This is a genomic window from Runella sp. CRIBMP, assembly GCF_009905605.1.
GTDB lineage: Bacteria > Bacteroidota > Bacteroidia > Cytophagales > Spirosomataceae > Runella.
Genome location: NZ_JAAAKZ010000001.1, coordinates 464,639 through 489,581 on the forward strand (window position 1 = coordinate 464,639; position 24,943 = coordinate 489,581).

The window sequence follows — 24,943 nt, forward strand, 5'->3', positions numbered from 1 at the left end:
TTTTTATGAAAATTACCATGTATCAACAATGAACTTATAAATAAATTAATATAAAAGTTTTACTTTTAGCCAATAAACAGCATAGTCTGTTTTGCTTATAAGCTGTCAGTTAAATTTTCGGCTAAATTGTTTCTTTTTATTGTTACTTAACCTACTTTTTTTCGTCATAATGAACGTACACTCGATTGGAATGAAGAACTATACTGACGAGCAGTTAGTGCGTTTATACGTTGATACCCAGCGTAACCCTTTTTTTGAAGAAATATATGACCGTTATGCTGATAAAGTGTACCGAAAATGCCTTTCATTCGTAAAAGACCAAGCCAAAGCAGAGGATTTTACGCATGATATTTTCTTGAAGCTTATTGTTCGTATAGGTTCATTTAAAGAAAATTCAAAATTTTCAACATGGTTATTTTCAATTACTTACAATTATTGTATGGATCAATTGAGAACAGCTAAGAAAATGGCAGAAGATGAATTAACGGAGGGTATTGATGTAATTGATGACTCAGATGATATCCAAGATATAGAAATGGATGCTAAAAGACTTCGGGAAGTACTTGATGGAATTGCTCCCGAAGAACGTACGATTCTGCTGATGAAATATCAAGATGACTTTAGTATTAAAGATATAGCGGATACTTTTGGTCTCACTGAAAGCGCCGTTAAAATGAGGCTTAAGCGGACACGGGAGAAACTACGTAAAAAATATACAGAAAGTTTGTTCTTTTCTATATTGTTACTGAGTAAGATACTTATTTTACTTAAATGGTGGGCAAAACACTAAGCTTTACAGGTTATGAAAAAATATGAATAATTCTTTTTTTGATATAGATCCGGACGATAAAGTGCCTGAGTCACTAAAAAAAGCATTGGTATCTGAAATAGATACTTTACGAAATACATTTGAAATCGTTACTCTGTTTGTGAGTAACTTCTTCAGTGCAGCAGAAGTAATGATTAATCCGGATAAGCCAAACGATGAAAAAAAGTAAAACCCGTTACTGATGAAAGAATTGCCTAATGTAAAAGAAGTATTAATCAGCACTTTGACAAAGCTGATCGACCAATTTGCTGAATTTGTACCTCGATTTATTTTTGCCTTTTTTATTTTGTTTATCGGCTACGTTGTAGCTAAATTGTTAGCAATTGTCACCAAAAAAATACTGGAGAGAGTTGGTTTTGACAAAATCGGCGATAAACTTAACGAAATAAGTATTATAAAACAGTTACAAACTGAGGTTAAGCTGAGCCAAATTGTTGCTAAAGTACTCTATTACTTTATCATGCTTGGTTTTATTACTGATGCTACCAAAACCTTAGGTATTGGGGCCATTACCAGCTTGGTTGAAAAATTAGTCAATTTTGTCCCTCAACTAATAGTGGCTGCCATTATGCTTCAAATTGGCGTCCTTGTTGCGGAAGCCATAAAAAATGCAGTAATCTCCATTTGTAAATCTTTTAAAGTTCCTTCTGCCAAACTGATCGGAAATATCGTGTTTTCCTTCTTTTTAGTCATTACTCTTATCAGTGCTTTAGGGCAGGCGGGAATCAATACGGAGTTGCTTGAATCCAGTTTTAATTTACTCATTGGTGGAATCATACTGGCATTTGCTGTTGGGTATGGATTTGCTTCCCGTGATGTTCTGGCAAATATCCTCTCTTCTTTCTACACCAAAAATCGTTTCCGTGAAGGGCAAGTCATTAAGGTAGATGAAACCAAAGGAATCATTATAAGTCTTGATAATACAACCCTAACCCTTCAAACGGGTGAAACAAAAACTGTATTTCCCCTTCAGACTTTGCAAGCTAAAAAAGTTGAAATATTTGAAAACGAATAATTATTTTATCAAGCCAAATTATTCTGATGATGAATAAATATTACTATTGGATTCTTACGTTTTGGGTTTCGTGTTTTTTTTCTTTAGTCTCATTGGCTCAAGAAGCTCCCAAAGATACTAGCTATTGGAAAAAAGCGTCAAAGTTTGGCCTCAACCTTAGCCAAGGAACTTTTAATGACGGGTGGCAAGGAGGAGGGCTTAATAATATCGCGCTGGGTGTGTACCTGAACTCAAAAGGAGAATATACCCGCGACCGCAATAATTGGGTCAATGATTTTCAATTTCAGTTGGGAGCACTCAAAAATAAAGGCGATGCTTTTCGTAAAAGCGTAGACCGGCTGTTTTTTGACTCTAAATACGGACGTAAATTAGGTGAAGTTTCGAAGTGGTATTTCTTTGCAAATCTTAACTTCCTTACCCAAATTGCCAACGGACGTGACTTTGGGAATGAGCGAATGCCGTTTATTTCTGCTTTTTTTACCCCCGCTTATTTAACGGAAGCCATTGGTATTGAATGGAAACCCAATAAGTTTTTTAGTATGCAATTTTCTCCTGGGGCGGTTCGGCAGACTATTTTGGGAAACAAAAACTTATATAAAGCCATTGACCTTTTAGCCCCCGAATATAAGTTTTCTAATTACGGTGTTGAGCGGGGAAAATCAGTTCGTAATGAAGTGGCAATCATGCAGCTAGTAATGAATTTTGACAAAGATATTGTCAAAGACGTAAATTTTAAGTGGAGGTATCAGGCGTTTGCGGGGGCAAAAGACTTAAAAGCAATTGATAACCGTTTGGATGCACAGTTGACCGCAAAATTTGCTAAATATTTCAATGTCAACTTGGGATTAATCGCAATTTATGACCAGGACCAAGTAACACAAACGCAGCTGGCACAATCAATCAATTTTGGTTTTTTATATAGTTGGTAGTTATATTTAGTTGTATTGACTTATTTTAATTCTTTCTTAAACCTCAAAACTGTATTGTTATGCTTAAAGAATTTAAAACATTTATTGCACAAGGCAATGTTCTTGACCTAGCGGTTGGAGTACTGATTGGTGCTGCTTTTGGGAAAGTAGTTACAGCCTTTATGGATGATATTATTAATCCCGTGTTGGGTATTGCTATTGGTGGGGTTGATTTTTCAGCACTCAAAATAGTTCTGAAAGCGGCCGATCCTGCCACAGAAGCGGCCGAAGTAGCCATTCGCTACGGAGGATTCTTAAACGTAGTCATTCAGTTCCTAATAACGATGTGGGTGATTTTTCTGATTGTCAAAGCGGCTAATAAAGCTAAGTTATCTAATTCTCAGGCACCCAAAGAATAGTATTATATTTATTTATATTCATAAAAAGCCCCTTACATACCATAGTGTAAGGGGCTTTTTGCTATACGTATTTCTACGTGTTTTATCAAGTGGTAGTACTGATTTAGTTCATTTGCCTTGTCTGTAAGTTTCTGTTTATCAATTCTTTATAACTTTGTGCGTATTTCTACGTGTTTTTGTGACGGTTTTTTTTGTAGTAAGTTTGTTTTGTCAATTCGACGTCCCTACAACTCCTTAATCATAAAATCAACACGATCATGAATACTCAACCTTTATTAAACAGTTATCTTTCTACAAAGACGGTTAGCTCTCCGGCGATACACAGCATTATTATTCCTAACGGAAACCATCAGGTAGTAATTCAAACCGATCAATTGATGTGCATGGAAGGATGCGGTAATTATACATTTTTATATACTAATGATGGCAAAAGATACTTAGTTTCGAAAACACTTAAAAGCTACGCGGCGATTTTGGATGATCAGGTGTTTTTGCGGGTACACAAATCGTGGATAATCAATTTGAAGTATCTGCAGGAATTTTGTGAGTATGAGCGTTCACTAAAATTACGCGGAGGAAGAGAAATAGCCATCTCACGTCGTCGTATCCGTGAAGTATGTGAAGTGCTTACGCCAATTGTCAAGTGCGCTTAGTCAAAAATATTATATTTTAGTGGGTTAATTGGTCATACAGCCGCTCCGACATCGGAGCGGCTTGTTTATTCTAGGCACTAGAATAACACAAAACCAGCCGTTAATTGCCAAAGAGAGACTTTGCTGTTAAACTGTGCGTTGTTTTGCAGGTTTAGTTGGGAAATATTAGATAAACCACTTTCGTAGCGAAGGTCAATGTTGAAAGAGCGGATGTCTAATCCCACACCTGCCTGAAAACCGAAGGTAGCTTGCTCAATGGTCTTGTTAACATTTTGATTCGTATATACTTTGAGGGCATCGCCAAGCTGACTTCCCTGTGCGATGTTAAGTGATGCCATCGGGCCCGCATTAAACCGCAGAGGGCCGAGTTTAAGCCCGATTAAAACAGGAATATCAATCTGACTGAACTTGACATCTACATTGACAGGCGTAGTGCTGCCGTCCTTGAATATTTCGAATGTCCCCCCTTTAGAGGATAAAAGAACTTCGGGCTGAATAAATAATTTCCGTCCGATGCGCGCATAGGCACCCACTACGTAGCCTGTTCTGTTGGTAGAATTGGTTTTGAAAAAATCAAGGGTTGATGCGCCCGGCCGTTTTATGCTAAGGTCTTGGGTCTCTAGCCGAGAAAAATTTGCACCACCCCTGACACCGATAAAAATCAATTTGCGATTAAACTGGGCCGTTGCCTGAAATGCCACCAAAAAGGCCAGCGCAAAAAATATTTTTTTCATGGTTGTAAGAGAGAGTTAATTATGAAATAAAAACATGGTAATGACGGATTAACGCCTGTGGCGGGTGGGAGATTGTTTCAGTTTTTTTTTAATTTGGGAAATTCCGCCAATCTTAATTAAAATTTACACTTCTTAAAGCTACGCAACCATTCATACCAATACCCTAAAACGATTTCAGAGAACGCTATACCTTTGGTGTATTAAATCTCCGAAAGCAATCCTACCCATGTAGAAACTTGATTTTCAACCTACTGTCGCGTTATAGGCCGTTAACTAACTGCTTCGCTTTTGACTGAAAGGATTTCTTTAACTTGCACCTAAGTTACCGTTTTCATCTTTGTAATCAATAAATCATTGTTAACAATCATTAACCATTCATCACTTTCTCACTTTGAGTAAGTTTAGGATACCGACGACGGAGATTTCAAACTTAAATAACTATTTTTGAACGCATCAAAACCACTTTTTCGCTCATGGAAAATAACCAAGCTCTAACCAAACTCTCTGATTTGCCGATTCTGAAACATTTGGAAGGCGGCGAAAATAAATTGAAAGTCCTTCCTGAAAATATGGCCAATTGGAAAAAAGGCGAAAAATCCATTGCGTGGTTGGTAGGACTGGTGCTGATACTTGCCGTGGGCTATGGCTTTATCACGGTGTTGTTGCCACTGATTACTTCGTTGTTGGTGGGGGTCATTACGTTGGGTTTCAAAATGATTGAAGCCATGGTTGTGGTGGGCGCAGTCCTTTTAGGTTTTATGCTCTCGCCGCTCATTTTCAAAGTCTTCCGTCGTATTGTTCGCAGTTTACACAAGCTTCTCATCAGAATTGACCCATTTGCCGAATTGGATGACCAGCTCGGCAAAATGAAAGATTCTCGTCGAGAGTTTGAGACTGTCAAAGCAGAAATAAACGCTTGTAAAATTCAAATGAAGCAAGAAGCAGTAAAGGCAGAAAAATTGGCCAAAGATGCCAGTCAGAAGGTTGTTTACTGCCAAGAAGAAGCTAAGGTGCTGAAAGCAAAATTGGATAAAATGCTCGAAAAAGGCGGTGATGCTGCGCGTGAAACCGACGATTTTGTGGAGTTGGAGGGAAAACTAAATGCGGCGATTGGCGATGGCAACCGGTCCGTTTCTGAAGCTGAAACTTATCGGAGATTGGTCGATACCTTTGGCTCACGGGCCAACGTGTTTGCAAAACTTGACCGTAAATTGGTGGGGTATGGTCATGCGTTTGACGAGAAACTCAAAGACTTTGCCACCAGTATTAACTTATTGAAAACAGAATCACGGGCGATGGCCGCCGCCAACAACGCCACTACTCGTGCTCGTAAGGTACTCGGACAAAATCAGGATTGGCAGTTGGATTATGCGCTGGAAGTGATTTCGGGACAAATTGCCAGCGATATTGCCAATACCCAAGCCAATATCCGCGATTTGGACAGCATCGTCAAAGATTTCAATCCAAACGATGAGCGCGCTTATGCTCGTCTTGAAACTTTTGCGAATCAAATCAAAGGAGGAGAATTTGAAGTGAGCGACCCCAATCGCGTCTCTAACCCCAATTATAAACTTACCCCGGATCAAAAAAATGCGGGCGGTGGAATTACGGATATTTTTTAATTAGAAGTGAGCATTGAGGGGCGAATTCTGAGAATGAAATTCGCTCCTCGTTTCTATCTCATGACTCCTAAACCATGACATTACAACAATTCTTTGATCGTGTAGGTGAACGGCCCGACTGGGTGCTTATTTACTTCGCCTTGCTGCCTTTGATGGCCCTTTTGGCAAATCTACTGGGCAAAAATGAAGGGCATCTGTCACCTTGGAATTACTTCTACGCTTTCTTAATTTATTTGGCTTGTATACCGGGTATTTTTGCTGTAGCGCTCAATGTTTACCTTTTTTTGTTTGAACGGCGGAGCATTTTTGATTTTAATATTTATACGCAGATTCTTCCCTTTTTTGCCATGTTGCTGACGCTTTGGCTGATTCGTCGGAATGTCATTTCGTTTGATTATATTCCTGGATTTCAGAAATTAAGCGGGTTGGTACTGATGATTTTTGCCGTTATCTCCCTGATGTGGATTGTAGACCGTACGCGTATTGTGGTCTTCTCTTACCTCAAATTTGAATACGTACTGGTGATTTTTGCCGTTTTACTCGTACTCCTTTTGTGGGGATGGCGAAAATTATTTAACTGAAGTTACAATTCATCCACCGTACCGGCGCCCAGCTCCTGCAATAAAGTACTCCAATAATGGGTTACGGTAGGGTTATTTTCTTTGGTGCTACTTGTAGGCTCAAAAGGTAATGCAATCTTGATTTCGGCCGCGTTTAGGGCGTATTGCTGCATGGCTTTGGCATCAGTTTTGGCCCAACTTTCAGCTTGGCTATTGTCTTGAGGAGGTGTTGAATGAAAGTCGCGGCGATTGGCGCCTTTCATGCTCTCGATCATGTCGCTTAGATAGTATACTTTTACTTCAGCACCCGTTTCGGTGGCTTTGTTGATAACGGGCAGGCTCGCCCAAATATCGGTTTGGCGCTGAGAATTTCCCACGTTTTGGATACCTAACTTGGCCATTAACTGCCGTAGAAATATCATACGTTCGCGCTGGAGGGTGAGGTCGGCGGTGGTTTGAGCCGCTTCGCGGTCGGTCGCGTTCATGTGACTGATATCTTCTACTTCGGTACGGCAGGTAAGTGATAAAGCACGTGCTTTTTGGGTATTTTCATGAATAAAATACACTTCCAATTTGTCGCCTTTTTGACGGATGTTTTGCTCAATCAAATCACTTAATATTTGCTGATATTTCTGGGCGACAAACGCTTTATTGATATTGACACTCTGGGTTTTGTCCATAAAAACCAAGGTGTAAACCGGCCCAGTAGTAACGGCGGCTTTTTTCTCTTCAGAAAAACAGGAAACTAAGAGGCAACAAACGGTGATAATTATACTATAATTGAGAATGCGAATCATGGCATTGAGTGAGATTTGACGCGAAGATGGCATTTGATAAATAAATACGCAATCCAAAACGGATAAAAGGCTTGTCTATTGTGACGAAAAGCAATTAAATGGGTTGAATCAGTAGAAATGAACTTTTTAACTTTGGTAAAAATGTATGCCAGTCCTGAAAATAGTATACCGAGCGATGTTTTTGGGGAAAACTGGGTATTTCCAGCGGGGCCTTTAAAAAAAGGCCCGTATCAGTGATTGACGGATACGGGCCTGCAACTATTTTACTAAAAATTTTATAGGTGAATCACCTCACCGTAAGCAGCGGCGGCCGCTTCCATAATCGCTTCCGACATGGTAGGGTGTGGGTGAACCGACTTCACGATTTCGTGGCCAGTGGTTTCCAAATTACGGGCAACAACTACTTCGGCAATCATTTCGGTGACGTTGGTGCCAATCATGTGCGCACCGAGCCATTCGCCGTATTTGGCGTCAAAAATCACTTTTACAAAACCTTCTGGCGTACCAGCGGCTTTGGCTTTTCCTGATGCGGAGAAGGGGAATTTACCTACTTTAATCTCGTATCCGGCTTCTTTGGCGGCTTTTTCGGTATAGCCTACCGAAGCAATTTCGGGGGTACAATACGTACAGCCAGGGATATTGTTGTAATTGAGCGGATGTACGTGCGGCTGACCCGCGATTTTTTCAACGCAGATAATTCCTTCGGCCGAGGCTACGTGGGCTAAGGCTTGTCCTTTGGTCACATCACCGATGGCGTAATATCCTGGAACATTGGTTTGGTAAAAATCATCAGTTGTAATTTTTCCTTTTTCAACTTTGATACCCGTTTCTTCCAAACCGATGTTTTCGATGTTGGCTACCACACCAGCCGCCGAAAGTACAATGTCGGTTTCGATTTTGATTTCACCAGAAGGGGTTTTGACGGTCGACACACAACCTGCACCGCTTGTATCGACTTTTTCCACGCTTGAATTAAGGTGGATGTCGATACCCATTTTTTTGTATTGTTTGGCCAGTTCTTTTGAGACGTCTTCGTCTTCTACGGGAACCACGTTAGGCATAAACTCCACAATCGTTACTTTGGTGCCCATGCTGGCGTATACATACGCAAACTCAACGCCGATTGCTCCAGAACCAATGACGAGCAATGACTTAGGTTGTTTTTCCAACGACATTGCTTTGCGGTACTCAATTACTTTCTGACCGTCGATAGGAACGTTGGGGAGCTGACGAGCGCGGCCTCCTGTGGCAATGATGATGCTCGTGGCCGTGTATTCGGTTTTTTTACCGTCTTTTTCAACTTCTACTTTTTTGCCGGGTTTTACGCGGCCTGCGCCTTCGATGATGTCGATTTTGTTTTTCTTCATCAGAAAGTTTACGCCTTTGCTCATGCCATTGGCTACGTCGCGGCTACGCTTAATAACCGCGCCGAAATCAGCTTCAGCATTGCCAACCGTGATACCATAATCTTTGGCGTGGTTGATGTATTGAAATACCTGAGCGCTTTTCAATAACGCTTTGGTAGGGATACAGCCCCAGTTAAGGCAAATACCTCCAAGGCTTTCTTTTTCTACAATAGCGGTTTTTAATCCCAATTGGGAAGCGCGGATGGCAGCTACGTAGCCACCGGGCCCGCTGCCAATAATTATCAAATCGTACTGTGAAGCCATTTATTTATGTGTATTGAGTAGTGAATTTCAAAACGCCGGCAAGGTTTTGAGTGGGAAACCCAATCCTTGCCGACGTTACCGTATTGGCGTCACAAAAATAGACGGAAAAGTTGGTTTGACAATAGTCTTCCTTCGCTGTCTATTAACCCAATGTAGCTCCTTGTTCAGAAAAAGGCTGATTGTAGAGTCGCTTGCCCGTTGTTTTGAAAATAGCATTGGCAATGGCTCCGCCCGTTGGAGGCAATGCAGGTTCTCCAAGGCCAGTAGGGTCGATGCCATTTTTGACAAAATGTACTTCAATGTCAGGAACTTCGTTGTAGCGAATCAGGCGGTATTTGTTGAAATTATCCTGCTGAGGTGCGCCGTCTTTGAAAGTAAGGTTTCCGTACATGGCATGGCCAAGCCCATCCACGATAGCGCCGTAGACTTGGTTTTGGGCGCTGCTTTCGTTGATGACGATGCCGCAATCAACGGCTGCGTATACCTTTTTCAAAACGGGTTTTCCTTTAACATTGGCCATTTCGGCAATTTGGGCCACGTAAGAAGCGTGTGAGAAGTACACGCTAAAACCTTGGTAAACTCCTTTTTTCTTCTTGCCCCAACCCGCTTTATCAGCCGCTAACTTAATGACCTCCCGGAAACGTTCGGGCTCGTAAGTGAGTTTTCCGACGGGGCTTTTCTGTGCTTTTTCCAACAACTCCATCCGTAACTGAATGGGGTCTTTGCCGCCCGCCATGGCTACTTCATCCAAAAACGCCTGCTCGGCATAGGCCAAAAAGTTGGTAATCGGTGCCCGCCAAGGGCCAGTAGTAATGGGCGACTTGTGGTCGTTGGATTGAATTAGTGTATTTTCAATAGCACCTACTGGAAAGTTGTCGGGGCGGGTGGCGTTTCCAGCGTTCATTCCAGCACCGTGGAGCATATAGCCAGTGATATTGCCCGCTTTGTCGATAGACGCTTTGAAGCGATAACGCACGGCAGGGCGGTAAATTCCCCCAGCAGTGTCATCCTCGCGTGACCAAGTTACTTTTACGGGTGCTTTGATGATGCTCGATAGCTCAGCAGCTTCTACGGCGTAGTCGGTGTTGAGACGGCGTCCAAATCCTCCACCCATACGAGTCAGTTCTATGGTAACTTTTTCGGGAGCGATGTTGAACATTTTCGCAATTTGGTTTTGCGCATTTTGGGGCGTCTGGCTGGGGCCAGCCATCTCGATACTATCGCCTTTGAAATGGGCAAAAAAGTTCATCGGCTCCATCGGGCTATGCGGCAAGAATGGGCATTGATATTCGGCTTCAATAACCTTGTAGGCATTTTTGAAAGCCGCTTCTATGTCGCCGTCTTTGCGGTGAACGGTGGCAGTGGTGCTGTTGAGCATTTCTTTGAAAATGCGGTCGTGGTCGGCGGAGCTTTCGAGGTCTTTTTCTTTTTCCCACTCAATTTTCACGGCTTTGCGGGCCTGCATCACTTCCCAAGTGGTTTTCCCGACGATGGCTACTTTATTGCCAAAGGAAACTACATCTGTGATACCAGGCATTTTCTTGGCCTCGGTAGCGTCAAATGATTTCAATTTGAGGCCAAAAGCGGGTGGGCGTTGAATCATGGCGTTGAGCATACCTTCGCGCTTGTAGTCAATGCCAAACAGGTTCTTTCCCGTCAGAATGGCTTTACTATCAACGCCTTTTACGGAAGTCCCAATCAAGGTGAAGTTGCTTTTATCTTTGAGCTTTACCGTGGTGGGAGGCGTAATTTGGGCAGCATCCGTTGCCAACTCGCCGTAGCTTAGTTTTTTGCCTGAGCTGTGCATTACGAAGCCTTTGCTGGTGCTACACTCGCTGAGGGGGACACTCCATTTTTTGGCGGCTGCTTCCATCAACATGACGCGGGCAGTTGCTCCGGCTTTGCGTAGGCGTTCCCATGAGTGGCGGATAGCGCCGCTTCCTCCGGTGAGTTGACGTTCAAATTTTTTGGTATCCAACGGCGACTGCTCTACCTTTACTTTGCTCCAATCGGCGTCCAATTCTTCGGCCACAATGATTGGAAAAGCCGTTTTGATGCCTTGTCCGATTTCGGGATTGGGCGAATATATAGTAATGATGCCCGAAGGCGCGATGGCCAGATAAGCGTTAAAGTCGATGGTATCGGCGGCGGCTTTGGTCAATACGCCAGGCTCAAAGGCCTCCGACGAAAACCAGCCAAATCCGAGTACTAAGCCACCAGCCGCGGTGGCAGATGTTTTGAAGAAATCTCTTCTGGATTGATTAGTGCTCATGCTATGTGGTACGGACGGACTCGCCCGTGGTTAGAATGGTTCAGGAAAGGAATTATTTTTTCATTTTGGCGGCTGCCAGCTTCACCGCATCGTGAATCCGGTGGTACGTACCACAACGGCAGATGTTACCCACCATCGCTTCCTCAATTTCTTTGTCGGAAGGGTTGGCATTTTTGGCGAGCAATGCCGATGCTGTCATCATTTGGCCTGCCTGACAGTAGCCGCACTGAGGCACGTCTACTTCATCCCACGCTTCCTGCACTGGGTGGGTTCCGGTTTCGGATAGCCCCTCTACCGTCGTAATGGTTGCATTAGATACGTTGGATACAGGCACCACGCATGAGCGGGTAGCCTCGCCGTTTACGTGTACGGTACAGGCACCGCACATTGCCATTCCGCAGCCGTATTTGGTACCTACTAAATCGAGGTGGTCGCGCAATACCCAGAGCAGAGGCGTATTGGCATCAACGTCGGCTTTGTACGTTTTTCCGTTGATTTTCAGGTTAAATAATGCCATGTTTGAAAAGGTTAAATTTTGGTATATAACATAAAATTGAATATAAAAGTTAGGTTTTGCAAACCTTTAACCGTCCCCTTATCGACGAACGGCCTACTGGTGACGACGAAACTGTAATTGAATTGCCTATTGAGTAAATATAGGCACATTTGGAGGATTGTTACTTACTAAGAATTTTAAAAGTGGCATTTACTTAAAATTCGTAAATTTGTTTCAAAACTGCATAACCATGTGATTATTAAAGAGAAATATGTTAATCCATTTACGGATTTTGGCTTTAAAAAATTGTTTGGCACAGAGCTCAACAAAGATTTATTGATTGATTTTTTAAACCAGGTGGTGCTGCCTAACCGTCATAAAATTGCGGAATTGTCTTAAGCAAAGAATGAACAAATTGGGAATACGGAAATTGATCGAAAGGCCATTTTTGATTTGTATTGTGTAGGCACAAACGGCTAACGTTTCATTGTAGAAGTGCAAAAGGCCAAGCAAAACTACTTTAAAGACCGCAGCATTTTTTATTCTTCTTTTCCCATATAATATTAAGAACAGGCAAAGCGGGGTGATTGGGATTTTAAATTGTCGGAAATATACACCGTTGGCATTCTTGATTTTGTATTTACAGAAGATAGTAATGAAAAAGAAGTCCGTCATGAAGTGCAATTGAAAGACCAAAACTGCCGGGTATTCTATGATAAATTGACTTTTATTTATCTGGAAATGCCTCATTTTACAAAAACCGAGGAAGAGCTAAAAACCACCTATGACAAATGGCTGTATGTTTTGAAACATCTCCCTTATTTAGACAATCGTCCGAAAGTATTGTAGGAGAAGATTTTTGCTCGATTGTTTGAGGCCGCCGAAATCGCCAAATTTACCCCTGACGAACGCGACAGTTATGAAGCCAGGCTTAAATATTACAGAGATTTGAAAAATGTCATTAATACGGCCATTGCCGAAGGCAAAACGGGAGGGCGAATGATAAGGCTTATTGAAGGGAAGAAAAAAGGTAAAATTGAAGGCAAGATTGAGATAGCTCGTAATGCCATTGCCGAAAATATCCCGATGGATATTATTATTCGCTTGACAGGGCTAGCCGTCGAAGAACTAGGAAAATTGAAAAACGAATAGAATAGCCTTTTTTATCCTTTCCCAATTTCAAACAAAGTGTTCGATACCGAACACTTTTTGTTTTTTATAAATACATTAAGTTTCTGATAATCAATTGGTTGATTGGTGGCACGCCTTTGGATGCCATTTTGTATATACAGCCAATTTATTTTCAAAAATGGACAGAGATATACCCGAAGAAAACCAAAAAGAACAATCCCGCCGCCGTTGGCTTTGGATTGGCGTATTTGCCCTTGTTGTAGCGGGGGCTGTGTGGGGTTTACGCACCTCCTTGAGCAATTCTGTAAACAAAATTGACCTTCGACTCGCAACTGCCGAAATCGGAAATGTTGAGAATACACTTACGGCCTCGGGCGAGATTCAACCTGATTTTGAAGCTGTAATTACGAGCCCGATTACGGCGGTTATCCAACAAATCTACCTTGATGCGGGGGCTTCTGTCAAGAACGGCGATAAGATTCTGGAGTTGGATAAGGAGTTCACGCAGTTGAATTTCGAAAAAATGAAAGACGAGCTTGAACTCAAACGCAATGGTATCGTCAAACTGCGTTGGGAGTTGGAGAAGAGCTTTTATGATTTAAAAATAAATGACTCTATTAAGGTTCTAAAAATCAATAGTTTACGTGCCGATATTGAAAATGCCAAACGATTGTTTAAAGCAGGTGGCGGCACGCGCGAAAATATAGACCAAGCCGAGCAAAATCTGCGTATTGCACAATTGGAAAAGCGACAGCTTGAAAACGATATTCGCATCAAACAACAAACGATGCGGGCCGACATTCGCGAGTCTGAAATTGGCGCGCAAATCAAAGAAAAAGACCTTCAAGAACTCCAACGCAAACTCCAGCAAGCCAATATCATTGCCAACCGCACTGGAGTGCTTACTTACGTCAACAAAAACATTGGCTCAAAGGTCGCCGAAGGTGAAGTGTTGGCTCGGTTGGCAGATTTGGGTGGATTTAAAGTAATTGGCTCTATATCTGATAATTATGCTGACCTCATTCGGGTTGGAATGCCTGTGGTAGTACGCATCAACGATACGCAATTGCGCGGTACACTTACGAATATCCTGCCTTCGGTTCAGAACAATATCGTCAATTTTGACGTGCAACTTGATGATAAAGCTAATAAACTGCTGCGCCCGAAGATGAAAGTAGAAGTGTATCCGGTGACAGATGCCCATAACCAAGTGGTACGAGTGGCCAACGGCGCAGGCTTTACGGGTACACCTGTGCAAGATGTCTTTGTCCTTCGTCCCGACGGAAAAGCTGAGCGCAGAACCGTAAAAATCGGGTTGGCTAATTTTGACTTTGTTGAAGTAAAAGAGGGTATTCGCGCTGGAGAACGTGTAATCGTCTCGGATATGAGCAAGTATAAGAATATCAAGGAGTTGGAGATAAAATAAGGTCACATTATGCAGAGGCAGGCCTTGCGCTTGCCCATTTGAACGAAATAGCCATGAATAAAATATGTTTATGTAGAACCCGTCACTGGCGAATAATACAGGCACAAGAGGTCTGTCGTCTGGGTGTACAATTACTTGTCTTTTTCTTCTTTTTGTCAATAGTGACACATGCCCAAACGACTCAGTTAACGCTTTCAGAAGTGGTAGAAATGGCCAAAAATCAATCTATTTCAGCGCGTCAAGCGTCTACTACCAAAGAAACAAAGTATTGGGAATACCGCACTTTCTTGTCAAACTACAAGCCGCAATTAACGTTAAGCGGGAATCTGCCCGCGTTTAGCCGGTCGTTTATTGAGGTACGTCAGCCTGACGGGACGATTCAGTTTCAGCCCATTCGTAATAACAATTCGTCGCTAAATCTTTCGCTGAGTCAGAGCATCGCCGCCACGGGTGGAAGTATTTATGCCACCTCACAATTGCAGCGATTTGATGATTTTGACCGAAAAAATACCCTCTACAACGGGACTCCCTTCGCTGTTGGGTATTTGCAGCCGTTGCTGCGTTTCAATTCGTTTAAATGGGATAAGAAAATCGAGCCACTTAAGTTCAACGAAAGTCAACAAACTTACATCGAATCATTGGAGCAGATTGCGTTGCGGGCCAGTGGGTTATTCTTTGATTTGCTGTTGGCGCAGGTCAATTTACAGATTGCCGAAACCAATTTGACCAATACCCAAAACATTCTGAAAGTGGCCAATGAAAAGTATGAATTGGGTAAGAATACGCGCAACGAAATACTGCAATTACAACTCGAATTGCTCAAAGCGCTAAAGGCGGTAGGTGTCTCAAAACGTGACTTGGAAGTGGCTTCGTTGAACTTAAAAGCCTACATTGGCCTACAGGCAGAAGGAAAAATAGAGTTACAAACACCCACTCAACCCGCCGCGCTGACGCTTTCGTCCGAGAGGGCCATTGAGCAAGCGTTTGCTAACCGTTCCGATGCGATTGCGTTTGGCCGAAGAACACTGGAAGCCGAACGGGCGGTGGCAAAAGCCAAAGGCGATAATGGCCTCAATGCCACCCTCACCGCTACCTTGGGTTTTTCAAACCGTGGTATTACGGTGCCCGAATTGTACCGTAAACCCCAAGACCAACAAACGGTAGAATTACAATTGGACATTCCGATTTTGGACTGGGGGCGTTCTAAATCCCGTACCAAAACCGCCGAAGCCCAGCGCCAACTAACTCAGTACACAGTTGAGCAGGATAAACAGAATTTTCAACAGGAAATTTATACCCAAGTTACGCTGTTTGAAATGCTCCGCGACCAACTTTCACTCACCGTTCAGGCTGATAGTATTGCGTCGGAAAAGTACCGAATTGCGCAAGATAGGTACGTGTTGGGCAATCTGAGCATCACCGATTTAAGTATTTCGTTTACCGAAAAAGACCAAGCCAAACGCGATTATATTTATGCCCTACGCGACTATTGGGGGGCTTACTACAAGCTGCGGCAATTGACATTATATGATTTTGAAACAGAAAGCAAATTGAAATAAACCATGATACATTTAAAGAACATCGAAAAGGTCTATCGGACAGCCACGGTAGAAACAGTTGCGCTCAATAACATCAATTTGAGCGTTGAAAAAGGAGAATTTGTTTCCATTATGGGCCCGTCGGGTTGCGGAAAAAGCACGTTGCTCAACATCATCGGGCTATTGGATGAGCCGTCGAAGGGTAAAGTAGAAATTGGTGGAAAACACACCAATGGGTTGCCTGACAGTCAGTTGGCGCACTTTCGCAATCAAACATTGGGCTTTATTTTTCAGAGTTTTCACCTGATTAATGATTTACCAGTATTGGATAACGTAGAGTTGCCACTTTTGTACCGCAAGGTTTCGAGCAGCGAGCGCCGCCGCTTGGCGAGCGAAGCGCTCGAAAAAGTAGGACTCAGCAACCGAATGAAGCATTATCCCAATCAACTTTCGGGGGGACAAAAACAGCGGGTGGCGATTGCAAGGGCCATTGTGGGGCAGCCGCAGATTATTTTGGCCGATGAGCCTACGGGCAATTTGGACAGCAACATGGGCAACGAAATCATGGACATCTTGACTACGCTCAATCAACGTGACAAAGCCACCATCATCATGGTAACCCACGATGAAAACATGGCCAAACGTACGCATCGCTTAATTAGATTATTTGACGGTTCACAAGTTTCCTAATCATGCTGCTCAACTACCTCAAAATCACCTTTGCCGTGCTGCAACGTCGAAAGTTTTTCACGTTTATCAGCCTGTTCGGCATCAGTTTGACGCTCACTATTTTGGTGGTGGCTACGGCCTTTATTGACCACTTGATTGCGGCGGGCTATCCCGAAATCAACCGCGACCGCTCTTTGTATATCTGGAATGTAAAGGAGAAAGATACCAAAAACCAAGGCCAAAGCTCGGGCCCTATCAGCTTTTCGTTCATCAATACTTACGTTCGGTCGCTCAAAACACCCGCTAAGATTGCCGCGGTGTCGATGCCAAGTACCATCAATATTTACCTCAATAACCATAAGCTGAATGTCCGCTATCGGTACACAGATAGTAATTTTTGGGAGGTTACTTCCTTTGATTTTTTGGAAGGGAAAAATTACACCGAACAAAACATCGCCAACAACGACTATGTGGTGGTTATCAACGATTACGTCCGCGACGAATACGTGGGCAAAGGCCAGCCAGCGGTGGGAAAAATGATTGAAATCGACAACGTCAATTACCGCATCATAGGGGTAGTACGCGGTTGTCCCATTACCCGGATTCACGTTTCATCGGATTTGTATTTTCCGTACAATACCTCCAAGGCTGATTTAAAAAAGGTAGAATTACGGGGTAACTTTGCCGCGATAATCCTCCCCAATACGCCTTCGGATATCCCTAAAATACAGACCGAATTCAACGTTGTAGCTTCAAAAATTAAATTGACTGACACTGGCGATAAATGGTTTAAGCCCGATAAACTGTATGTTTCTGCCGATTCTTACATTACCAGTTTTACCCGTCAGTTTAAGGGCGATGGTGAAGACGACGGTGTGGGGTATTTTTTTACCATTGTGCTCGGAATCGCCTTGTTATTCATGTCTTTGCCCGCCATCAACTTGGTCAACATCAACATGAGCCGTATCATGGAGCGGGCTTCGGAGATTGGCATTCGGAAGGCTTTCGGGGCTTCGTCCAAAACCTTGGTGATGCAGTTTGTGATTGAGAATATTATTTTGACGCTCATTGGCGGAGTGATTGCGGTTTTTCTGTCGCTGGGAGTTATTTACTATCTAAACAACAGCAACTTAATCGCCTATATTGATTTGAGTTTCAACTGGAAAGTTTTTTCTGTTGCCATTTTTGTCAGCTTGCTGTTTGGGCTTTTATCAGGGGTTTACCCTGCCTGGCGGATGTCAAAATTACAAGTTGTGGAAGCCCTTAAAAATTAAAAAGCCATGTTAAAACACTTATTTAAGCTCATCTGGAAACGGAAAAAGATGAACTCTTTGATGATGTTCGAAATATTCTTTTCCTTTCTTATTTTGTTTGCGGTCTGGACGCTCGGTATCTATAACTACCGAAACTACGCCCAGCCTTCGGGTCTCGAAACCGACAATGTTTGGGTTGCTTTTTTTAACTTTAATGCACCCAACGACACCATCAAAGCCGAATACCAAGAATTGGTTCGGCAGCAATTGACGCGCTATCGGACGGTGCATAGCTTTGCTTTTACCAGCTCTAACGCTCCGTTTACCTTCAGTTCTATGAACAACAATGTGGAGTACAACAAAAAGACCACGATGAGCGAAATCATGAGGGTTGAGCCTGATTTTCCGAAGGTGATGAATATGCAGATTTCTGAAGGGCGTTGGTTTAATGAGACAGATAAAGCGGGCAATTATCGTCCTATCGTCATTACGCGTCACTTGAAGGAAGAACTGTTTGGCAATGAAAGTGCGATAGGGAAAACGTTGGGCAATGGTGAGGGGGCAGGCGCAAACGACCCTAAAATGAAAGTAGTCGGTGTGGTGGATTATTTTAAACACAAAGATGACTTTCAGAAGCTTTCCAGCTGCATATTTCAGCCCTCTGAGCGATGGGATGATACAATGGTGATGAAGGTACAAGCAGGCAGTGGGGCGGAATTGGAAGCCCAAATCTCGAAGGAAGTGGCGCGCTTGGGCAAAGATTGGTCAATCGAAATTCAGCAGATGAACAACATGAAATCCAACCGCAACAATCTTGTGCTAGTGCCCGTCCTGATTTTATTGATTGTGTGCAGTTTCTTGGTGTTCAACGTTGCCTTAGGACTGTTTGGGGTGCTATTCCAAACCATCAGCCGCCGCAAGCAAGAAATCGGCGTACGCCGTGCCATGGGGGCTACGCAGGGAGCTATCTTATGGCATTTTATTGGCGAAACCGCAGTTATTGCTACTTTTGGGCTTATTTTAGGCGTCTTTTTTGCGGTTCAATTTCCCTTGCTGAATGTGTTTGATGTAGAGGCAGGAGTATATTTATTAGGAATTTTAATGGCCGTCATTTCGGTTTATGTGTTAGTCAGCATTTGCGCTTTTTATCCGAGTCGTCAGGCTTCTGTGATGCAGCCAGCGATCGTTTTGCATGAAGAATAAGTATGATTTTAATCGTTGATGATGATATTGCCGTTCGAACTTCTCTTTCGCTGCTGATGCGCAAAGAGAAGTTCGACGTGGCAACGGCCCAAACACCCGAAGAAGCTCTCATTCATTTGACTGAAAATGTGATTGAATTGGTGTTGCTTGACATGAATTTTTCTAACGACACCTCTGGAAATGATGGTTTGAATCTGCTCGCTCAAATCAGACAACAAGATGCACACGTACCCGTGATTCTCATTACAGGTTGGGCTACGATTGATTTGGCCGTCAAAGGGATGAAAATCGGGGCGGCTGATTTTATCAGTAAACCGTGGCAAAATACGCATTTGATGCAGTCGGTCCGTACCGCATTGGCGTTGCGTGAGGCAAAAGGCAAAGATTTAGCGGCAAATGACCAAGCACCTAAAGAGGTGAATTCAGGGCAACGGGCGGCCAATCAGTCGGTCAGTCGTCGCCAACTAGACCGGCAGTACGATTTTGGGCAAATTATCGGGCAGTCGGAATCCATGTTGCAAATATTGGGTACCATTGGTAGGATAGCCACAACGGATGCCTCCGTATTGATTATGGGTGAAAGTGGTACGGGGAAGGAGCTGATTGCGGAAGCCATCCACCAAAATAGCCAACGCGCCAAGCGCCCCTTTGTCAAGGTTAATTTGGGCGGGATTTCAACCAGTTTGTTTGAGTCTGAGATGTTTGGGCACATTCGCGGGGCGTTTACGGATGCGCGCTACGACCGCACGGGTCGCTTTGAATTAGCCAATCGCGGCACCATTTTCTTGGATGAAATCGGCGAACTGGATTTGAGCAGTCAGGTGAAATTGCTGCGTGTGTTGCAGGACCGAACCTTCGAAATATTGGGCAGTAGTAAGACCAAAACGCTGGATGTGCGCGTGGTGTGCGCTACCAATCGAAATCTGGAAGAAATGGTGGCGAAAGGTACGTTTCGGGAGGACTTGCTGTACCGCATCAACCTCATTACGATTCAGTTGCCGTCTTTGCGCCAGCGTCCGGATGACATTCCGCTGTTGGTCGATTTCTTTGTCAACAACCTACGCAGTATATACAGCCGCCCGCATTTGGAAGTAAGCCGCGAGGCGCTAAAATGGCTTAAACAACTCAACTTGCCAGGCAATATTCGCCAACTCAAAAACCTGGTTGAACGGACGATTTTGGTCAGTAATAATGACATACTAGAAGTGGCCGATTTTGAGCAGAATTATCAGCCGCAATCTCGCCCCTCCGACCTCATATCTACGAAATCCCCCCTTCCTGATGTAGGCAGCATGACGCTCGAAGAAATGGAAATCCAGATGATTCGGCGTGCGATGGAATTTCACCGGGGCAAAGTGGCCCGCGTAGCCAAAGCCCTAGGCCTAACGCGCTCGGCGTTGTACCGGCGGTTAGAAAAGTACAGTATTCCATTTGATGAGGAATAGCTGATTCCGTTATTTTAAAGGATACTTCGCAAGCACGCCCGTAATCCCCGTTTTTTGATACCAATCATTAAAAACGAGCTCTAATTCGTTGACATCGAACGTCCCGAAATCTACTTCTCGATAGGTTTTTACTTTTTGGAGAAACGCCTCGGGCTGTATAAAGGGTTTTCTGAAACGAACCACCGTCGAATGGGCCGTCTGAATGGCGTAGCGTTTATCGATGGAATGTTGCAGCCCAGAGTTCTGAAAGCGTTGACGCAGGCCATTGCGTATTTTTTTCAATGCGTTGTCCAACGGAAAACCTTGGATAAGTAAACAACTCGGTGAAGCCGTAATACCCCTAAACTGTATTTTAAACGACTTTTGGGCAATTATCACTTCCTGAACCAATGCCACGTACTGGGTCGCATCAATGAGGGAAAGGCTAAAATTTTCGTAACATGAAATAATTGATAAAACGGTCAGATGAATATCCGTAATTGGATAGTAATATTGCTCAGGTTCTGATGCTTTGAGGTCACTGAGCATGGTTTCAATGGTCATTCTGACGTTTAGCGGGGCGCGCGCCAATAACGTAATGCCCCGGCGTGAATCCACGGGCGCGTCAATCATGGGGTCATATTCATAATGCCCTGACTCAAACTGCTGAACCGAACGTGTCCATAACTGATGATAATGTTGTTCTAAATCCATTGGGTTTTGTGTTGTAACGCATGGCTAAATATATGAAACTAAGCACCAAATTCATTTCTTTCATTGTCATTATTCACTTGGTGGCGGTGGGATTGTCGTTGTATATTTTCCAAAAAGAGCCACTTTTTTTCATTGCTTCCGAGGTGTTTATTCTGTTTTCGCTGTTCATCGCTTGGCAATTGTACAACGAAATGATTCAGCCGCTCAATCTGCTTATGACGGGCGTAGAAGCTATCAAAGACCGTGATTTTAACGTTAAATTTCTAAAAACGGGAAAGTACGAAATGGACCGGCTCATTGAAATTTACAATCAGATGATTGACCAGTTGCGTACTGAGCGCACCCGGCAAGAGGAACAGCATTTTTTTCTTGAAAAACTGATTCACACCTCCCCCACGGGTATTTTGATGATGGATTTTGACGAAAATATCACCGCCATCAATCCTAAAGCGCAGGCCATGCTGAGCATTCAGGCCGACGCCGTGCTGCACCGCGCGCTGTCGTCGATTGAGCATCCTGTTTTGCAGGCCTTGAGTCACTTAAAAACGGGGGAGTCACGGACGATAAATTTCAATGGGTTGGAAACCTATAAATGCCAAAAGGCGCATTTTATGGATCGGGGTTTTCCTCGTTATTTTATCATGTTGGAGGAATTGACAACCGAAATTCTGGCGGCCGAAAAAAACGCCTACGGCAAGGTAATCCGAATGATGGCGCACGAAGTCAACAACTCGGTCGGGGCAGTAAATTCGATTTTGGATACGACCATTTCGTTGGAACAAAACCAACCCGACGTAACGGAAGCCCTGCAAGTAGCCCGTGACCGTAACGAAAACCTCAACCAATTTATGCGACGTTTTGCTGACGTGGTTCGCTTGCCCATTCCGCACAAAGAGCCGCTGAACATAAGGGATTTAGTAATGAAAACAGCAAGCCTGATGTCGTCGGTGGCCAAACGCCAACAGATTCGGTTTGAATTTAATTTCAGTGACAATGATGTGATTATTGCGGCCGACGTTTCACAGATGGAACAAGTACTCATTAATATCATCAAAAACGCAATTGAGTCCATTGAAAATGACGGGACCATTACGTTCGAAACAACTCATCAGCCGCCTCAATTGCTAGTCATAGATACTGGGAAAGGTATCCAAAAAGGTATTGAAGAGCAGTTGTTTAGCCCTTTTTTTTCCACCAAACGCAACGGGCAGGGGGTCGGTCTCACGCTCATTCGGGAGATTCTGGTCAATCATGGTTTCGGGCTTTCGCTCCACACCGAGCAGGAAGGAAAGACGGTGTTTCGGGTGCGATTTTGAGGCGGGGAAACCTCACTTCAATGACCTGATCCACTCTCGCACCAGCGCTACGCCTTCGGTATGCGTGGTTTTGCGGCCGAGTTCAGGCATCATTTCGCCAGGGTCGGTGGATTCCATGCGATACAGCAAAATGGATTTTTCGGGTTGACCAGGTACGATGCTGTATTGTCGTCCGCCGGAGCCTCTGCCGGCGGCCACGGGCGCTTTCATGACTCCCCATTTGGTGGCGTCGGTTTCGTCGTGGTTGAGGTGCAGTCCGGAAGTTTTGGCGGGGCCATCGTTGCGGTGGCAGTGCGCACAGTTAATGTCCAGCCACGCCCGGGCCCGCGCCTCTAAGGTGCCGCTAGCGGGGTCATTCCAGACGGGCGCTTTGGGCACATCGGCAAGGGTGGGCAGTCCCGTCAAAAGCCCTACTTTTTGCCAATGGACCAATTGGTTTTCCTTTTCTCCATATTCAAAATCACCATTCAATTGCCTTGCCGACGGCCCGATGGGCTGCATTTTTTCATTTTGATTATGGCAGCCTTTGCACTGATTTAGGTTGGGCATTGCGTACTGAATAGTGCGTTTTTTGCCATCAGAATGAATCCAACTCACTTCTTTGGTTTCTCCGGCTACTTCGAGGTAAGCGTCGGTTTGGTCATCATTCCAGACATATTCCAGCGCTTTCCAGCCCGATTCTTCGTGAACCAGCAGACGTGTTTCCATGATGCGGCGCCCTGCGGTGGGATTGCGAAAATCGTTGGGATAATAAAAGGTCTTGATAATGGTGGTTCCGACGGGAAAGTCAAGTACACGCTCCGCATTATAGGCTACGGTTGTACCCGCAGGCAGTTTTACGAATCGCAATTTTTCGGCATAATCAGAAAAAAGCGGCGTATTAAGCTGGTAAGGCACAACCCCTTCGGCGGGAAGCTGGTCTGCGATTTTGCCCCGAAAAAATCCGTATTCTGAAAGTTTTTCTTTAGGGGTAAAAAAGGTACTCTCTGCCGAGGGGGATGTTTTTCGAAATGAAAAAGTAAGGGCAATTGACAAGATAAAAAAGGCAAACGAAAACAATTTCATTGTTGAATAACGAATTTTGAATGATAATGAATACTTACATCCTGCCTCTGACTTCTCACCACTTATTTCTCAAGCATCGAAGGCGGAATGGGGAGTTTGATGGGCTTTCCGTCTTCCGCTTCTCCGAGCAAATAACCGAACGGTTTGAGGGCATCGACCGAATCAAATATTACTTTCAAAATGGCCGTCATCGGCAGGGCCAATATCAAGCCAGATACGCCCCATAATTGCCCCCCCAAAATCAAGACAATCATGGCCGCTAAGGGGTTGACGCTTACCTTAGAGCCCACAATGTAAGGCGTAATAAAATTGCCTTCCAAAATCTGGATTACCCCAAAAACGCCTAAAACGCCCAAAGCATACATGGGTGAATCGAGCGCCACCAATGCCATCAGCGCAGGAAGCAACGAGCCAATCATTAATCCAATGTAAGGAATCAGTAATAAGCAAGAGGCAAAGAAACCAAAGAAGATTGCGTGTGGTACGCCCAGCAGCAACAACCCAGCCGAGTTCATGACGCCCACAATCAAAATCACCGAAACCAAGCCAACTAGGTAGCCTTGTACGACCTCATAAATTCGCCGAATGGCCTGATCGACGCGGCGTTTGTGGCGACCGTTGAAGGCCTTGTAGAAAAATCGTCGAAAAAAATCACGGTATAAAAGGAAAAAAAAGACAAATAAGGGCACCAACGCCGCCGATGCAAGCGTGCCAGTAGTGGTAGCCACGGCACCCGTGAGGATAGAGGCGCTGTTTTTGAGGGCCTCGGTGAGGTACTTACGGCCTTCGGTGAGTTGCTTGCGGCGGCTCATCCCAAAGTTGTCGGACAAGAAATCTTGTCCTTGGTCAATCCAGAAATTGGCTTTTTTCTCCAAACGAGGTAATTCTTCCCCAAAACTGATGATTTGAACGGAAGCAACGTATATTAGGCCAACCAAAACCGCAAAAAACAAGATTAAACTAATAGAAATCGCCGCAATACGCGGAATACGCCAGCGTTCCAATAAGGCACAAATAGGGTACAATAACACCGCAAAAAGGACCGAGAACGTAAGGGGAACCAAAGTTTCGCGGAGTACGTAAAGAATGTAAACGATGATAACGCCCGAGAGCAACCACCCAGCGAGGCGAACAGAAAACGGAAACGACTTTTGCATGTTTTAAGAAGGTGTAAAAGCCAAATGGCACGAAAATTTAGGAATAAACTGGACGAAACAACCAAAAAATCT

General features: G+C 44.0%; 23 protein-coding genes and 1 pseudogene. 16 read left to right on the top strand and 8 right to left on the bottom strand.

The window, feature by feature from the left end:
• Positions 1-190: 190 nt before the first annotated feature.
• The 6 genes from GVN20_RS01915 to GVN20_RS01940 all read left to right on the top strand — a co-directional run bounded on the left by GVN20_RS01915 (position 191) and on the right by GVN20_RS01940 (position 3,824).
• Entirely contained in the window at positions 191-790 is a 600-nt protein-coding gene (locus tag GVN20_RS01915; protein WP_166556709.1) for an RNA polymerase sigma factor, read from the top strand.
• A gap of 22 nt (positions 791-812) precedes the next feature.
• Entirely contained in the window at positions 813-998 is a 186-nt protein-coding gene (locus GVN20_RS01920; protein WP_166556710.1) for a hypothetical protein, read from the top strand.
• 12 nt (positions 999-1,010) lie between these two features.
• The gene (locus tag GVN20_RS01925) at positions 1,011-1,844 is read left to right on the top strand and encodes a mechanosensitive ion channel family protein (RefSeq protein ID WP_166556711.1); all 834 of its coding nucleotides are present in this window, start codon (positions 1,011-1,013) and stop codon (positions 1,842-1,844) included.
• 26 nt (positions 1,845-1,870) lie between these two features.
• Positions 1,871-2,773 carry a DUF3078 domain-containing protein gene (locus GVN20_RS01930; protein ID WP_166556712.1) on the top strand — a complete coding sequence of 301 codons (903 nt, stop codon included), beginning with the start codon at positions 1,871-1,873 and terminating at the stop codon, positions 2,771-2,773.
• Between the two features lie 59 nt (positions 2,774-2,832).
• Positions 2,833-3,171 carry a large conductance mechanosensitive channel protein MscL gene (gene mscL, locus GVN20_RS01935; protein WP_166556713.1) on the top strand — a complete coding sequence of 113 codons (339 nt, stop codon included), beginning with the start codon at positions 2,833-2,835 and terminating at the stop codon, positions 3,169-3,171.
• Between the two features lie 257 nt (positions 3,172-3,428).
• Positions 3,429-3,824, top strand: a complete 396-nt coding sequence (locus GVN20_RS01940; protein WP_166556714.1) for a LytTR family DNA-binding domain-containing protein — start codon at positions 3,429-3,431, stop codon at positions 3,822-3,824.
• A 77-nt stretch (positions 3,825-3,901) separates the two neighbouring features.
• Here the strand turns inward: GVN20_RS01940 and GVN20_RS01945 are convergent, their stop codons facing one another.
• Positions 3,902-4,558 carry a porin family protein gene (locus tag GVN20_RS01945; RefSeq protein ID WP_166556715.1) on the bottom strand — a complete coding sequence of 219 codons (657 nt, stop codon included), beginning with the start codon at positions 4,556-4,558 and terminating at the stop codon, positions 3,902-3,904.
• 473 nt (positions 4,559-5,031) lie between these two features.
• Here GVN20_RS01945 and GVN20_RS01950 point away from each other — a divergent pair, with 473 nt between their 5' ends.
• Both GVN20_RS01950 and GVN20_RS01955 read left to right on the top strand, forming a co-directional pair.
• Positions 5,032-6,180 (top strand): hypothetical protein, encoded by a 1,149-nt coding sequence (locus GVN20_RS01950; RefSeq protein WP_114461882.1) that lies wholly within the window; start codon positions 5,032-5,034, stop codon positions 6,178-6,180.
• A gap of 74 nt (positions 6,181-6,254) precedes the next feature.
• Positions 6,255-6,761, top strand: coding sequence for a hypothetical protein (locus GVN20_RS01955; protein WP_166556716.1), 507 nt, complete (start codon positions 6,255-6,257; stop codon positions 6,759-6,761).
• Between the two features lie 2 nt (positions 6,762-6,763).
• Here the strand turns inward: GVN20_RS01955 and GVN20_RS01960 are convergent, their stop codons facing one another.
• From GVN20_RS01960 to GVN20_RS01975, 4 genes are all read right to left on the bottom strand, one after another.
• Positions 6,764-7,537: a hypothetical protein gene (locus tag GVN20_RS01960; protein ID WP_166556717.1), complete on the bottom strand. Its 774-nt coding sequence runs from the start codon at positions 7,535-7,537 to the stop codon at positions 6,764-6,766.
• Positions 7,538-7,812: 275 nt separating this feature from the next.
• Positions 7,813-9,207, bottom strand: a complete 1,395-nt coding sequence (gene lpdA, locus GVN20_RS01965; RefSeq protein ID WP_166556718.1) for a dihydrolipoyl dehydrogenase — start codon at positions 9,205-9,207, stop codon at positions 7,813-7,815.
• Between the two features lie 142 nt (positions 9,208-9,349).
• A complete protein-coding gene (locus GVN20_RS01970; protein ID WP_166556719.1) occupies positions 9,350-11,479 on the bottom strand; it encodes a molybdopterin cofactor-binding domain-containing protein in 2,130 nt (709 codons plus the stop codon).
• A gap of 52 nt (positions 11,480-11,531) precedes the next feature.
• Positions 11,532-11,996 (bottom strand): (2Fe-2S)-binding protein, encoded by a 465-nt coding sequence (locus tag GVN20_RS01975; RefSeq protein ID WP_114070295.1) that lies wholly within the window; start codon positions 11,994-11,996, stop codon positions 11,532-11,534.
• 231 nt (positions 11,997-12,227) lie between these two features.
• On the opposite strand from GVN20_RS01975, the pseudogene GVN20_RS01980 reads away from it, so the two are divergent.
• The 7 genes and pseudogenes from GVN20_RS01980 to GVN20_RS02010 all read left to right on the top strand — a co-directional run bounded on the left by GVN20_RS01980 (position 12,228) and on the right by GVN20_RS02010 (position 20,640).
• A pseudogene (locus tag GVN20_RS01980) lies at positions 12,228-13,127 on the top strand (Rpn family recombination-promoting nuclease/putative transposase).
• A 157-nt stretch (positions 13,128-13,284) separates the two neighbouring features.
• The gene (locus GVN20_RS01985) at positions 13,285-14,532 is read left to right on the top strand and encodes an efflux RND transporter periplasmic adaptor subunit (RefSeq protein WP_166556720.1); all 1,248 of its coding nucleotides are present in this window, start codon (positions 13,285-13,287) and stop codon (positions 14,530-14,532) included.
• 161 nt (positions 14,533-14,693) lie between these two features.
• On the top strand, positions 14,694-16,091 hold the full coding sequence (locus GVN20_RS01990) for a TolC family protein (RefSeq protein ID WP_310586800.1): 1,398 nt from the start codon (positions 14,694-14,696) through the stop codon (positions 16,089-16,091).
• Positions 16,092-16,094: 3 nt separating this feature from the next.
• Entirely contained in the window at positions 16,095-16,760 is a 666-nt protein-coding gene (locus tag GVN20_RS01995; RefSeq protein WP_114067727.1) for an ABC transporter ATP-binding protein, read from the top strand.
• A 2-nt stretch (positions 16,761-16,762) separates the two neighbouring features.
• Positions 16,763-18,013, top strand: coding sequence for an ABC transporter permease (locus GVN20_RS02000; protein ID WP_166556721.1), 1,251 nt, complete (start codon positions 16,763-16,765; stop codon positions 18,011-18,013).
• A gap of 6 nt (positions 18,014-18,019) precedes the next feature.
• Positions 18,020-19,195 (top strand): ABC transporter permease, encoded by a 1,176-nt coding sequence (locus GVN20_RS02005; RefSeq protein ID WP_166556722.1) that lies wholly within the window; start codon positions 18,020-18,022, stop codon positions 19,193-19,195.
• 2 nt (positions 19,196-19,197) lie between these two features.
• Positions 19,198-20,640, top strand: a complete 1,443-nt coding sequence (locus tag GVN20_RS02010; protein WP_166556723.1) for a sigma-54 dependent transcriptional regulator — start codon at positions 19,198-19,200, stop codon at positions 20,638-20,640.
• A gap of 9 nt (positions 20,641-20,649) precedes the next feature.
• Here GVN20_RS02010 and GVN20_RS02015 read toward each other — a convergent pair whose 3' ends face one another.
• A complete protein-coding gene (locus GVN20_RS02015; RefSeq protein ID WP_166556724.1) occupies positions 20,650-21,333 on the bottom strand; it encodes a 2'-5' RNA ligase family protein in 684 nt (227 codons plus the stop codon).
• Positions 21,334-21,365: 32 nt separating this feature from the next.
• On the opposite strand from GVN20_RS02015, the gene GVN20_RS02020 reads away from it, so the two are divergent.
• Positions 21,366-22,649, top strand: a complete 1,284-nt coding sequence (locus GVN20_RS02020; RefSeq protein ID WP_166556725.1) for a PAS domain-containing sensor histidine kinase — start codon at positions 21,366-21,368, stop codon at positions 22,647-22,649.
• 12 nt (positions 22,650-22,661) lie between these two features.
• Here the strand turns inward: GVN20_RS02020 and GVN20_RS02025 are convergent, their stop codons facing one another.
• Both GVN20_RS02025 and GVN20_RS02030 read right to left on the bottom strand, forming a co-directional pair.
• The gene (locus GVN20_RS02025) at positions 22,662-23,714 is read right to left on the bottom strand and encodes an SO2930 family diheme c-type cytochrome (protein ID WP_166556726.1); all 1,053 of its coding nucleotides are present in this window, start codon (positions 23,712-23,714) and stop codon (positions 22,662-22,664) included.
• A gap of 62 nt (positions 23,715-23,776) precedes the next feature.
• Positions 23,777-24,871 (bottom strand): AI-2E family transporter, encoded by a 1,095-nt coding sequence (locus tag GVN20_RS02030; RefSeq protein ID WP_166556727.1) that lies wholly within the window; start codon positions 24,869-24,871, stop codon positions 23,777-23,779.
• Between the last annotated feature and the right edge of the window lie 72 nt (positions 24,872-24,943).